The sequence below is a fragment of the Moraxella sp. CTOTU48841 genome, assembly GCF_032061225.1.
Classification (GTDB): Bacteria; Pseudomonadota; Gammaproteobacteria; order Pseudomonadales; family Moraxellaceae; genus Faucicola; species Faucicola cinerea.
Genome location: NZ_DAMBFQ010000001.1, coordinates 325,321 through 338,431 on the forward strand (window position 1 = coordinate 325,321; position 13,111 = coordinate 338,431).

Below are 13,111 nucleotides of genomic sequence, written 5' to 3' on the forward strand. Positions count from 1 at the left end.
GTTATGAACTATGCTACCACCCAAAACCAACTAAACACACTAAGTTACGCGCTTGAGCAAGTCGGCTTTCAAAGTATAGATTTAGAGCAGACGGGCATGGCTATAGCCAACTACAACGAAACCGAGCCTAGTATTATGCAAGCCATGATGACTGTATTTGCTAACGCCATAAGCGCGAACGCTAAACGGTTGGAGGAACTAGCCGAAATACTTGAGCAGCTACACAATGACATTGCAGGTAATCAGAATGTTTAGTCAGCAAAAAATAGTAATTTTGGATAGCGAGCAAACTGTGGCAATGATTAATTATCTAGATGCTTTTAGCGACATGATGACAAAGAGAAAAGGTTTACTTGAGTTCTTAATGGCAAATCCAGCCATGATACAGACAGAAGCACCTACCATTTTTCAAAGAACGGTCAGCGTCATTGATGAGCATTTAGCCTACTTTGCAGAATTTAGCAGCCAGTTAAAAGATGCTAGAGACAATGCTATTCAGCTATCAAAACAGCCTAAATTAGAGGTTTTAAAATGAACCAGTATAAAGACACCACCCAAACGACAACCGCGCTAAAAGCGCAAAATAAACGGCAAATTGACAGCCAAACTAAAGTTACCTTTCATGATGTGGCAAAAAGCATTTTGATAGCTTTTTTCATAGTTGGTTTACTGCTACTCATTAGCAGTTATCAGTCAGCATATCCGAAAAACAACTTGCCAAATATGGCAGCCATGAATAATAATAGCACCACTACTAAACACATAACGGCAAAGCCAAGCCGTCATTCATTGGCTATTTTTGTGCCTAAAATAAATCCGACTACTAATCGGACTATTGCCGCAGGTGCAAAAACACGTCATATCTTTTCACTTTCTCACAATGAGGAAGTAATCAGTTATGACGGCTTGATGGGGGTAAATACAAGACCGAAAGGGAATAGCCCCAGCCGTTTATGTGCGGTAGTTCAGAGCCGTCACCCTTTACCATTGGTAAAAGTGACAAATTTAACTAATCACATAGGAGTAGTCAGTCATGGCTAAGTCAATCAATACCCTTTCACCACGCCCACAGGCAACCACCCCAGCCGAACTACAAAAGCAGATAAACAGCCTTAATGGTGATGTTTACGACAAGCTAACCTTGCATAGCAGTAACTTAGATTGGCTATCAAAAATCATCAATACCGCTATCAATGACCTAAGCCAGCATGAGGATAACCCCAAGTGGGCGATGCGTGAAGTTAAGCGTTCATTGTTTATGGCTCAATATCTTATTGATGAATTTGAATATCATGTTAATTCAGATATTGAAGCTCACCCACTGTATGAAAGGGAGGGCAAATTTTGAACAAAACCAACAATAACAGCAGTAAAAATAAGGCGCGTCATGCGCTTTATTTGCTTAAGTGGTGCAGTTATACCACCAATACCGCAAAACGCCTACAACGCAAAATTAAAGCCATTGGCAAGGGGGAATAATGACTGATTTAGCGATAGTGAAAAATAAGAAAGCTCACACCGATGACGATATGAGCTTACGCGAACTAATAGCAAGTTATCCGCTTGCTACAGACATTCTAAACGACAAACAACTAGCGAGCTTACAGACGGTCAATAGTTTACTAAATACTGAACAGCTAGACCAGCCTATATATGTAAATAGCGATATAACAACAAGTCACACCGCGTCAGACACTGGCAGTCGCTCAACAGCAAACACAATAGCGGTCATCTTGTATGATGAAAACCTATACCCTAGTAATTTAGCGTTTTATCCGCTTGATGCACACAACAACAATGGGAAACCGTTTTTACTACACGATGACAGCCGCGTGAGTGCGTTTGTCTTTGGAACTGGTGCAGGTGAATTTATCGCGGCAGACACCCAAGAAAATGCGTTTTATCTCATAGCCTTGATAGATTTTGATTTTGATAACTACACTATCATTCAGCCATTTAATGCTAACTATTATGCGCCTACCGTAAGACCGTTTGCCAAGTTAAGACCTATTACCGTCACAACCAACGGCAGCAAAGACAAACACGGTCGCACTAACAAAGAAGTTCACCAAAATGCGCTAAAAGGTTGTAACGTCGATTTGGTAGAAACGCCTTACCCATTGTGTGATATTGGAGAACTTGACCTTACCACTTGGCAGCAGGTGAAAGATTTTGAACTAACCTTTATCACTTCACTTGATAATTACGAAACATGGCATGAGTATGCCTTACTTGATAAAGCCGTTAAATATGAAAATGGGCGTTTTGAACTCTATCCCGATGGCTTATATTTTGTACGTTACGAATTTGACAGCGAAAAATCAGAGTATCACAAGCAATACGCAACTAAGCTATGCTCACCCTTACATATTAAAGCGTCAATCCGTAACAAAGACAGCACATCATGGGGCGTATTGATGCAATGGCAGGATAAAGACCAGCATAACCATGAATGGGCAATGCCGTTATCTTTATTACAAGGTGATGCGAGAGAATATCGTCAGATATTAGCCGACTTAGGACTAGACATAGCACCAAGCCGAAAAGCGCGTGATTTATTAACGGCATATATTCAGACTTACAACAGCGATAGACGCGCCTTGAGCGTCAATAAAACTGGCTGGCATGATGATAGCTATGTTTTGCCGCATCACATCATTGGTGCAAACCCTAAAGAGCCGATAGTCTTGCAAACCTCCACACCGATTGAACACGGTTATTCAACCAAAGGAACGCTACAACAGTGGCGCGATAATGTAGCAATACCAGTAGCAGGTCAAAACCGTGTCGCGTTTGCCTTGTCTTGTGCGTTTGCAGGTCAGTTATTGCATTTACTAGGTGAACGACACGGAGGCGGCTTTCATTACTGGGGCGCGTCTAGTATGGGTAAATCAATAACACTGGCAGTCGCTGGCAGCGTATGGGGTAACCAAATGATTAAATCATGGCGTAGCACCGATAACGCGCTTGAGAATATCGCGTTACTTCACAATGATAGCGTGTTATGCCTTGATGAAATTGGAGAAAGTGACCCTAGAATAGTCGGAAAATCAATCTATATGCTGGCGAACGGTCAAGCTAAAAACCGCATGACTAAAACAGGCGTTAACAAACAAGCCGCGACATGGCGTGTCATGGTTCTTTCAAATGGTGAATATACTATTGAGAACTACTTACGCCAAGCAGGTGAAACAGTGAAAGCAGGTCAAGAAGTTAGGCTTTGCAGTATCGAAGCGAACGCAGGTAAAAACTTAGGTATTTTTGATAGTCTAACGCTTGCAGATACACCAGCCAAGCAAGCCGAATTGTTACGCGAGAACACAGACTGCTATTACGGTATCGCTGGCATTACATGGTTAGAGTATTTAACCGATAATAAAGACAATGTTATAGCGCAGGCGCATGATTTAAAGCGCGTCTTTTTAGCTGATTATGCTGATTTAGACGGTCAAGCCAAGCGCGTAGCTAATCGCTTTGCATTGGTGGCAGTCGCTGGCGAGTTAGCATCTAAAGCCAAGATTACAGGCTGGCAGCAAGGGCAAGCCATAGCCGCAGCAAAGGCGTGTTTTGAGAATTGGTTATCCAATTACGGTAGCACAGGCAACCACGAGCAACGCCAAATTATTAAACAGGTGCAAGCGTTTATTCATGCTAACGGTAAAAGCCGTTTTTCTGAATGGAAATATGATGGATATAACAGCACCTTGCCAAACCGTGTTGGATTTTATCGCGCAGATGATGACTGTTATTATATTTATGCGTCCCTGTTTGAAAAAGAAGTTTGCTTACCGTTTAATAGAAAACAAGTCGCAGAAACATTGGACAGCCTTAACCTATTGAATAAAAACAAAGGCTATCAGTTAAATGTTAATTCTAGCGACAGAGACAAAAAAGGTTATTTTTACTGCATCAAAGGCGCAATTCTTGAGCTAGAACCTTAAATCCTATGCTTTATTAGTCAACTACCCTTGCCAAATGGTGAGGGTATTTTTTAGAAAAAAAATAAAATGTTGTAACTTTCTTTGGAAACAATTACAACAATTACTACAACCCTTGATATATCTAGCCTTGCCGTGTTGTAATCACTAAAATCACCGTTACAACAGTTACAACAAATTAATAAACAAATGTTAGTATTAACAAATTTTGTTGTAATTGTTGTAATGACGTTTTTGTCCGTTACAACAGCGCGAACCCTTGTCAGCACTGGCGTGTTGTAACTGTTGTAATTGTTTCCGCCAAAAAACATAACTTTTCAAATTTTTATTTATTTTAAGACTTCAAAATTTGATTAATGCTTAATGGACAATAGATATTTTTTAGAAACATAACTTAACATAACCTTAACTTTGTTTGATTTATAGTAAAATTTTTACAAACAAAGGAGTAATTATGAGAAAACTATTATTAGGTTGTGTGTTGTCTTTGGTTGCGGTCAGTGCAAATGCTGAAAAAGGTGAAACGATTACAGAAATCCAGCAGATTGTGGACTTTAAAGACTTAAAAAAAGACGCAATTTATGCCGCATCAAGGCAGTGGATAGCCACAAGATTTAAGTCTGCAAATAACGTAATACAACTTGATGATAAAGAAAATGGCGTATTGATAGGCAAGGGCAATATTGATTACCCATGTAAAGGTACTGCATGGCAATGTGGTGGCTATACCGACACTTTGATTAACTTTACCGTCAAAATTGAAGCTAAAGATGAGAAATCACGAGTTACATTTAGCGATTTAGTGCATCATAACCCAAAAGTTATTATCGGTGGTAAGCCATACGATACTACCATTGAACAACTTGGAAAATACGACCACTTAAAAGAAGTAAGAGATAAATTTAACTCAATTTTTGCTGACTACAAGCAAGAAGTATTAAAAGTAAATAATGATTCAAAAGATTGGTAAAGAAATAAGTAGCTTTTCAAATTAACACCAAGCCGCCTAACAAGCGGTTTTTTTATTCTTTATGAATCTTCAACAAACAAAATATGCAACACTGATGTATGATAAAATACACTAAATTTGCTTAATGATTTAGATATGGGAAAACTAGCCACAACCGCCAGCCTTAGCGATTATCCAAAGATGACGATTACCAGCGTTAAGCACAGGCTAGGACAACACGCCAAAGCAATCAGCATGAACTATCAATTTAAGGGCAAGCCATACGCCTATGATGTTGGAATTACCACTTCATCATGTCATTACGGTAATTATCGCTATTGGTTTAATTGTCCTAACTGCAATAAACGAGTAGGCGTTTTGTATTGTGCAGGGCTTTATGTATGCAGGCATTGCATTGGTGCGAACTATGCCACCCAGTTAATGCAGCCGATTGATAAACTATTTCGCAAAGTGGCAAAGATACGCCACCGCTTAGGGTGGCAGCAAGGCATAGCAAACGGACATGGCAGCCGCCCCAAAGGTATGCACCGCAAAACCTATGATAGATTAGTCAGTGAGCATGACCGCATAGCCGACCACTTGCTAGGGCTTGAATTAGAATGGGTAAGCAAACTTAAACGCTAATACAGCAGATTATAGGAGTAATGAGCAAATGAAATTACCCAACCTAAGCGACCTTATCGCAGATTTACAGCTTGCCAAAGATATAGCGATTAGAAACGAGAACGCCAACAGCCTTGTAGCTGCTACCCTTGCCCAAGCTAAGTTACTTGGACTAGATAAGCCAGCGAAAGAGCCAGCGCAGCAGATTGATGTTAATGTAAGTTATGTTCAACCACTACCCGACAACCTAGCCGAATTATCAGCCACTGAACTAGCAAAACTTTATTTTGAGGTCATGCAATGAAATTAGATGATATTTTGCAGGAATTGGAAGCGGCTAGACAAATGGCGATTGAGGAAAGAAAGCCAGCGTCAATGATACAGGCAAGTATGGCAAAGGCTAAGTTACTTGGATTGGATAAAGGCGATACATTGACAATTAAACACAATGAGCCGCCAGTATTTAACTTAAACCCCACTAGACCAGTAACACAACAGGAAAAAGATGAGTTTAGAGAGATAGCCTTAGAGGTTTTAGCTATGGTTTAACGTGTCGCTTTTTTGACTGATGAACCACTACAATAATTTCGTAGGGCATTTTTTAAACACGTTAAAGAATTTAGTTTTTTGACAGACTGATATGAAACAACTAGAATTTAGCATTACATATAGATAAAAACCTACTATTTATAAAATTCTAGCAATCATTTTTTTGTATATCTATTTGTATATCCGTCTAGGACATTATAAGCGAACCTTAGTTATATCAAGGCTTAGCGATATTTGTTCAGAGAACGCCATCTCCACCATATATAAAAAAAGAGAATGCAGATTACTGTATTCTCTTTTTTTTGCATTTTTTATGTCCAACAAGCTAATCAAGATAGCATTTTTACATAAAATCAACAGGTTAGAAAAACTAGCTGATATGGTTACATAATTTATATGTTTAGCAAAATACATCGGATATTAAAGATTTTATTTACAATAAAATGTTTGAAATAACATAACTTTGTAATTAGAATACACATCCCTTAAGTGATATTAAACAATATTACTTTGTTTTTAATATGTAAATCACGGGAAATGCCCCTTGATACCTTTAAGTAGTCAGATTATTGACCGCTTTAATTGATAAAAGGAACATCCGATGAAATATATCATTGCCAGTTTGTTTGTTACTACTTTAGTCGCCCAGCAAGCCAATGCTGCTGTTGTTTCATGGTATGGTGGCAAGCATCATGGTCGCACCACGGCATCTGGCGAGAAATTTAATCAACATGCACTGACTGCCGCCAGCAACGTGCACAAATTAGGTAGCCTACTTAAAGTCACCAACAAAGCCAATGGTAAAAGTGTGGTAGTACGAGTGACTGACACAGGCGGGTTCGGCAAATACGGCCGTACGCTAGATTTGTCAAAAGGTGCTTTTAGCAGAATTGCTAATCTATCAAATGGTCTTGCTAAAGTCGATATCGTTAGATTATAGCGTTATTTTTATTAATGTATTTTACCGTAAAAAAGGGCGCTATTGATTGATAGCGCCCTTAATATTTTATCACTTAAAAAGTTTAATCCTCTAAAAAACGGGTATCATTCGACCATTGCTGCATTTTGATACTTTCATCCAAATATTGCTCGATAGCCGGCAAGTTAAATCCGTCGTTTTCACTGATAAAGCTAATACTCATGCCTTTATTGCCTGCCCGACCTGTACGACCGATACGATGAACGTAATCATCAGGACTGTCTGGCAAGGTATAATTAACCACACAAGCCACATCATCTACATGAATACCTCGCCCTGCGACATCCGTAGCCACTAAAATATTAGCATCGCCTTGACGAAATTGTGCCAAATACTTCTCGCGTTTGGCTTGTATAACATCCCCTGACAATATCACTACTTTATATTGACGATTAAGTTTGTCATACAGGCGTTTGACTTGGTCTTTACGATTGGCAAACACAATGATTTTATTGGGAGAAATTTTTTCAATAATTTGCTGTAACGCCGTCAGTTTATCCGATTCCATCAGGGTAAAAAACAGCTGCTCGATGTTTTGACTGGTTTTTTGTTCAGGCGCAATCTCTACAAAAATCGGCTGATATAACCAGCGATAAGCCAAATTCATCACATCTTGGTTAAAAGTAGCGGAAAAAAGTAGGGTTTGCCGATGCGTATTGGCAGGCATCATACGAATCAAGCGTTTGATATCAGGTATAAAACCCATATCCAGCATTCTATCCGCTTCATCCAATACCAAAATTTCAAGACGATCGAGATACACATGGTGCTGAAAGCAAAAATCAATTAAACGACCTGGGGTGGCGATGATGATATCGACAAACTTTTGATGAAGCTGCTTTGATTGCGTGTCATAGTCTGTGCCACCGAGCAAACAAACGGTATGAAGTTTGGTAAACTTGGTGAGTTCTAGGCAATCTTGATAAATTTGTTGAGCCAGTTCTCGAGTCGGCGCGAGCACCAGCGCACGGGTTTCGCCCAAAAAACGATCGCCATCAACCTCAGGGTTTAGAGGATTATTCAGCAATTCATTGATGATGGTCAGTAAAAACGTTGCTGTCTTACCTGTACCTGTTTGTGCCTGCCCAATGGCATCTTGCCCAGCAAGTGTATTGGGCAATATCTGCGCTTGGATAGGGGTCAGCGTTTGATAGCCTAGTTGGTCAATCGCTTGTTTGAGCGCTGGATGAAGGGGTAATTGTGAGAAAGTTTGAAACACAGAGATTTAACCTATTTTGACCAATCAATCATTGGCTATGAGAAACAACAAAAACCAAGTTAATCATATCAACTTGGTTTGCAAAAAGGTCAAAAATAATACTTCAACCCCTTTTTGGCTCAACTTATTCGACTTTGGTAACTTCTTCAGCTTGAAGACCTTTTTGACCTTCAACCACGATGAATTCAACTTTTTGACCATCTTGAAGTGAACGGTAGCCGTCACCTTGAATCGCGCGGAAATGAACAAAAATATCTTCACCGCTGTTACGTTGAATAAATCCAAAACCTTTTGAATCATTAAACCATTTTACAATGCCTTGTTCACGAACTGACATATTATAACTTCCTTTAACACTATTAATGGTAGGTTTTTAAAGTAGTTTTTTAACCAAGGCTAGTTAAGCCTAGTTAAGTTTATTTACTCGCTACCTACGCCTGCTAAATAATGTACTAGTTAAGCTTTTGTAATAGTTTGTTAAAACATTTCTCTACAATCTCGCTTACATAGTAAATTGTTCTTATAGCAATCATAGCATGGGTTTTTTACAAAAAAAAGTAATTTCGTAAGAATTGGTTATTTTTTTAAACAGCGATTTTTTAGCCTTATTTAACGGTTTACAATAATAAAACTGCAAGGTTTGCTATTAAAATTGCCAATTATTTTAGCGTCGGTTTGCACACATTGTATGGACTTATTTTTAGGCTTATCTTTAGCATTTATCTCATCGACGCCAATAAGTTGCCTGATAACTTCCTCACCCAATTCATCTAGCACATCATGTTTTAATTCTTTTGTTAATTGCTTATCGGCATTCTGATGGACTTTGATGGAACATTCTTTAAGTCGCCATAGTAGGTTTCGTAAAACTGCTTGATTGACTGCAGGCTTTTGATTCAGCCATTGGTATTCATGGGGTGAAAAGAAGCGCGAAGCAACCTGATGACTAATTGCGCTGTCTTCGACATCAATACCGATATTGCCATAGGGCGAAATCAATACTGCGGCATGTTGGCGGCTATGGCTAAAACTGACATACCAAGTATAACCATCAGCGGTTATAAAATAATAAGGAAAGTTTGCATCCATTAACTCGCCTGTCACATTGAGCGCTTGCTGTAGGTTTTTTAGCAATTGACGACAAGACATCGACCCTGCTTTATGGGTTAATAAGGTAGCCTGTTCACCCAAATTACGGTGAATATCAATAGCCACCCAGCTATGGTTTTCGATTGGATAAAGCTGCATCGGTTATGGTAGTGCCTTATGGTATAAGCAAATTTAACGATACCTTAAAGTATTAAAGTATTTTTTTATACCAAGGTTGATTGGCTTTCTTCTTTTGTGCTTCCGCAATCGCTTTACGTTTTTTTTGATACAGTACATTATTACTGATGAGAGTGATAGCGCGAGTGTCTTGCGCGATGACTTCCCCTAAGACGTTTTCAACACTTACAGTAATGGTATAAGGGTTAGGATCGAGCGTGGTAGTTGCAATAGTATAGCTAGTTTCTTTTATGGTCGCTAAGGTTTGGTTATTGAGTTGATAGACGATTCTATCCCCTGTTTTTAAACTCGGCGTCAAAGCAACGCTAACCTCAATTGATTGACTACCCCGTCGCAGCGTTTGTCCTGCTGCAGGCGCTACAATTTTTAATACATAATCCCCCTGATGGCTTGCTGAGATGGATTGTGTCGATAAGCGATCAGTTAAGCTATCACCTAAACTATCAGGCAAACGATTGTCAGTAGCCGTACTCGCTGCATTATCAACTTCATTGTTCAAGTTATTAGATGTCGTTGTTGATTGATTGGTCGTCGATGATACTTGTGATTGGGTGGGCAATTTATCTAATACGCTGATATTTTTGCTGTTTTTATTGTATTGATAAGCGGTATTAATATTATCAGTATATACCACTTGACCCTCTGAGGTTGTCGTCTTATACACTTCAGCATGACTTAACTGTGACAGCAATAACATTAAAGCCATGAGTGCAAAGTTATAACTATAGCGCAAACTACTATTATTACCGGTACTATATTTATTATCGGTACTGTATTTTGTCAAAATCATATACGCCTTCCCCTCAAAACCCATTATTACCCATATTTTAGCAAGCTTGATAATCAATCCCTAAATAATTTTGCCTATTAGCCTAAAAATTTCACATAAAAAAACCCAACTTAATGTGAAGTTGGGTTTTTTGAAAAGCGAACTTATTAGCAGCTGTAGTACATATCAAATTCGATTGGATGAACTGATACGTTGTAACGCTCTACTTCTTCTTTTTTCAAGGCAATGTAAGCGTCAAGCATTTCTTTGGTAAATACGCCACCTTTGGTTAAGAACTCATGGTCGTCTTCTAACGCTTTAAGCGCAACTTCCAAGTTCTCTGCCACCGTTGGGATCAATGCTTCTTCTTCTGGTGGAAGGTCGTATAAGTTTTTGTCTGCGGCTTCACCTGGATGGATTTTGTTTTGGATACCATCAAGCGCTGCCATCAACAATGCGGCAAAGCAAAGGTAAGGGTTGGCTGCTGGGTCTGGGAAACGTGCTTCGATACGCTTGCCTTTTGGGCTTGCCACGTATGGAATACGAATGGACGCTGAGCGGTTACGCGCAGAATAAGCTAGTTTAATAGGCGCTTCGTAATGTGGTACTAGGCGTTTATAGCTGTTGGTTGATGGGTTGGTGATGGCATTTAATGCACGAGCATGTTTGATGATACCACCGATTGCGTATAAAGCAGTTTCTGATAACCCTGCATATTCATCACCGGCAAAGGTGTTTTTGCCATCTTTTTGGATTGACAAATGAACGTGCATACCTGAACCATTATCACCAACCATCGGTTTTGGCATAAAGGTCGCAGTCTTACCATATTCGTGTGCAACGTTGTGTACCGCATATTTGAACTGTTGTACTTCGTCCGCTTTACGAACTAGGGTATTAAATGATACACCGATTTCTAGCTGGCAAGAGGCAACTTCATGGTGATGGACTTCAACACGGCCTTCACCCATAATCGCTTCTACCGCGGCACACATATCAGCGCGCATATCTTGTGAGCTATCAACGGGTGGTACTGGGAAGTAACCGCCTTTGACGCGTGGACGGTGTGCATAGTTACCGCCTTCCATTTCTTTATCAGTTGACCAAGCGGCTTCATCAGCTGAGATGGTGTGACGCGCACCTGACATGTCGATTGACCATTTTACATCATCAAATACGAAGAATTCTGGCTCTGGACCAAAGAATGCGGTATCACCGATACCCGTTGATTTTAGGTATTCTTCGGCACGTCGCGCGATTGAACGTGGGTCACGGTCATAACCTTGCATGGTTGATGGCTCGATAACGTCACAGGTCACAACAACTGTTGTTTCACGAAAGAAAGGATCGACAAATGCGGTATCCGCATCTGGCATCAAAATCATATCTGACGCTTCAATGCCTTTCCAACCAGCGATTGATGAACCATCAAACATTTTACCTTCTTCAAAAATGTCTTCGTCCATGCTGTCAGCTGGATAGCTTACATGTTGCTCTTTACCTTTAGTATCGGTAAAGCGAAAATCTACCCACTTTGCTTCGCTAGATTTGATTAAATCTAAAAATTTATTCGACATTGCTCGTTTCCTTTTACTTACGCAAAAAATGATTAAAAAAACGTTACGCCACTTTATACTCTTTTTGGTGCTGTGACAAGAGATAAACAAAGTAGTGCTTGTTGAGATTAAACTTTCAAGTTATGTGCCAACTTTTGCGCTATTATGCCAAAGATTAAATTTTTATATCAAATTCAATGAGTTATTTGAGAGTGTGTTTAATGATGAAGTTGGCTGATATGACTATCTGCCTATGTAGCCTTCAAATCGCTATACGGCCGTAACACTTGCACCATTTTAATGAAAACTTCATTGATATTCACTTTTTTGGTGCATAAAATATGTGTTTAACTATTTTAGTGAAAATCATTAATATTCATCTCTCCGAATCAGCTTCATTTATTCGGTTTCAGTGACTTGTATAATGGTTGTGATAAAATACTTGATTAAAATAACGGTGAAGTTTTTCATCGGCTAACCATCGTCTGACAATTACAGCATAGGGTTTCTGGATTGCTACTTTTTATTGATAACTACGACAGTTTTACCTACAACTTGGTGCAGTATTTTGAGCAATTAGGACAACCCGTTAAAGTCTGGCGCAATGATGCTTGCAGCAGTGAAGACATCATTCGTTTAAATCCTGATTATTTGGTTATTGGTCCCGGACCTTGCACGCCAAACGATGCGGGCAATACGTTGAGTTTTATCAAAGACTGTGCCGGCATTATTCCTATATTAGGCGTTTGCTTGGGTCATCAAGCGATTGGGCAAGTATTTGGCGCCAATATCATTCGTTGCCCAACGATTATGCATGGGCGAGTGTCGCAAGTTTTTCATCACCATCAAGGGATATTTGCCGGACTTCCCTCACCTTTTAACGCCACTCGCTATCATTCTTTAGCGATTGCCACAGACAGTTTGCCTGCTTGTCTAGAGATTACCGCATGGTGTGATGATATTCACCCACATAATTCGCTGCCATCCACTACGGTGATGGGCATTAGGCATCGAACATTGCCGATTGAAGGGGTGCAGTTTCATCCAGAATCTATTTTGAGTGAGCATGGGTATGCGATTTTGAAAAATTTTTTAGCTAACTATGAAGACTATAAAAACTATCAAAACGCTAACCCTTAGACTGGGGTAATTGAGTGTTACGGGTTAAAGTTTGGCTTTAAAACTTGGCTTTAAAGTTCGGCTTTGTTATAGTATACTAGTACAATGATATATCAAGTGTA

At 39.5% G+C, this 13,111-nt stretch carries 17 protein-coding genes; 12 read left to right on the forward strand and 5 right to left on the reverse strand.

From position 1 onward, the window contains the following. Nucleotides 1–3 precede the first annotated feature (3 nt). From RT034_RS01375 to RT034_RS01425, 11 genes are all read left to right on the forward strand, one after another. Entirely contained in the window at nucleotides 4–255 is a 252-nt protein-coding gene (locus RT034_RS01375; protein ID WP_313012762.1) for a hypothetical protein, read from the forward strand. Continuing rightward, a complete protein-coding gene (locus tag RT034_RS01380) occupies nucleotides 248–535 on the forward strand; it encodes a hypothetical protein (protein ID WP_313012765.1) in 288 nt (95 codons plus the stop codon). The genes RT034_RS01375 and RT034_RS01380 overlap by 8 nt, the downstream gene beginning before the upstream one ends. After that, entirely contained in the window at nucleotides 532–1,041 is a 510-nt protein-coding gene (locus RT034_RS01385) for a hypothetical protein (RefSeq protein ID WP_313012767.1), read from the forward strand. The genes RT034_RS01380 and RT034_RS01385 overlap by 4 nt, the downstream gene beginning before the upstream one ends. After that, nucleotides 1,034–1,348, forward strand: coding sequence for a hypothetical protein (locus RT034_RS01390; RefSeq protein WP_313012768.1), 315 nt, complete (start codon nucleotides 1,034–1,036; stop codon nucleotides 1,346–1,348). Before RT034_RS01385 ends, RT034_RS01390 begins: the two co-directional genes overlap by 8 nt. Next, complete coding sequence (locus RT034_RS01395; RefSeq protein WP_313012770.1) at nucleotides 1,345–1,479, forward strand: hypothetical protein; 135 nt, start codon at nucleotides 1,345–1,347, stop codon at nucleotides 1,477–1,479. Before RT034_RS01390 ends, RT034_RS01395 begins: the two co-directional genes overlap by 4 nt. After that, nucleotides 1,479–3,941 carry a DUF927 domain-containing protein gene (locus RT034_RS01400; protein WP_313012772.1) on the forward strand — a complete coding sequence of 821 codons (2,463 nt, stop codon included), beginning with the start codon at nucleotides 1,479–1,481 and terminating at the stop codon, nucleotides 3,939–3,941. The genes RT034_RS01395 and RT034_RS01400 overlap by 1 nt, the downstream gene beginning before the upstream one ends. Before the next feature lie 451 nt (nucleotides 3,942–4,392). Continuing rightward, nucleotides 4,393–4,908 carry a DUF4468 domain-containing protein gene (locus tag RT034_RS01405; RefSeq protein ID WP_313012773.1) on the forward strand — a complete coding sequence of 172 codons (516 nt, stop codon included), beginning with the start codon at nucleotides 4,393–4,395 and terminating at the stop codon, nucleotides 4,906–4,908. A gap of 135 nt (nucleotides 4,909–5,043) precedes the next feature. Then, nucleotides 5,044–5,532, forward strand: a complete 489-nt coding sequence (locus RT034_RS01410; RefSeq protein WP_313012774.1) for a hypothetical protein — start codon at nucleotides 5,044–5,046, stop codon at nucleotides 5,530–5,532. A gap of 28 nt (nucleotides 5,533–5,560) precedes the next feature. Then, complete coding sequence (locus tag RT034_RS01415) at nucleotides 5,561–5,815, forward strand: hypothetical protein (protein WP_313012777.1); 255 nt, start codon at nucleotides 5,561–5,563, stop codon at nucleotides 5,813–5,815. After that, nucleotides 5,812–6,060, forward strand: a complete 249-nt coding sequence (locus RT034_RS01420; protein ID WP_313012779.1) for a hypothetical protein — start codon at nucleotides 5,812–5,814, stop codon at nucleotides 6,058–6,060. Before RT034_RS01415 ends, RT034_RS01420 begins: the two co-directional genes overlap by 4 nt. A gap of 601 nt (nucleotides 6,061–6,661) precedes the next feature. Beyond that, the gene (locus tag RT034_RS01425; RefSeq protein ID WP_313012780.1) at nucleotides 6,662–7,000 is read left to right on the forward strand and encodes a septal ring lytic transglycosylase RlpA family protein; all 339 of its coding nucleotides are present in this window, start codon (nucleotides 6,662–6,664) and stop codon (nucleotides 6,998–7,000) included. A gap of 82 nt (nucleotides 7,001–7,082) precedes the next feature. Here the strand turns inward: RT034_RS01425 and RT034_RS01430 are convergent, their stop codons facing one another. The 5 genes from RT034_RS01430 to glnA all read right to left on the reverse strand — a co-directional run bounded on the left by RT034_RS01430 (nucleotide 7,083) and on the right by glnA (nucleotide 11,891). Then, nucleotides 7,083–8,264: a DEAD/DEAH box helicase gene (locus RT034_RS01430; protein ID WP_313013295.1), complete on the reverse strand. Its 1,182-nt coding sequence runs from the start codon at nucleotides 8,262–8,264 to the stop codon at nucleotides 7,083–7,085. A 118-nt stretch (nucleotides 8,265–8,382) separates the two neighbouring features. Further along, nucleotides 8,383–8,595 (reverse strand): cold shock domain-containing protein, encoded by a 213-nt coding sequence (locus RT034_RS01435; RefSeq protein WP_007116878.1) that lies wholly within the window; start codon nucleotides 8,593–8,595, stop codon nucleotides 8,383–8,385. Between the two features lie 272 nt (nucleotides 8,596–8,867). Beyond that, a complete protein-coding gene (locus RT034_RS01440) occupies nucleotides 8,868–9,506 on the reverse strand; it encodes a 4'-phosphopantetheinyl transferase superfamily protein (protein ID WP_313012782.1) in 639 nt (212 codons plus the stop codon). 52 nt (nucleotides 9,507–9,558) lie between these two features. Further along, nucleotides 9,559–10,335 (reverse strand): DUF4124 domain-containing protein, encoded by a 777-nt coding sequence (locus RT034_RS01445; RefSeq protein WP_313012783.1) that lies wholly within the window; start codon nucleotides 10,333–10,335, stop codon nucleotides 9,559–9,561. Between the two features lie 146 nt (nucleotides 10,336–10,481). Beyond that, entirely contained in the window at nucleotides 10,482–11,891 is a 1,410-nt protein-coding gene (gene glnA / locus RT034_RS01450) for a type I glutamate--ammonia ligase (protein WP_065252507.1), read from the reverse strand. A gap of 492 nt (nucleotides 11,892–12,383) precedes the next feature. On the opposite strand from glnA, the gene RT034_RS01455 reads away from it, so the two are divergent. Beyond that, nucleotides 12,384–13,010, forward strand: coding sequence for an anthranilate synthase component II (locus RT034_RS01455; protein ID WP_313012786.1), 627 nt, complete (start codon nucleotides 12,384–12,386; stop codon nucleotides 13,008–13,010). Nucleotides 13,011–13,111 lie beyond the last annotated feature (101 nt).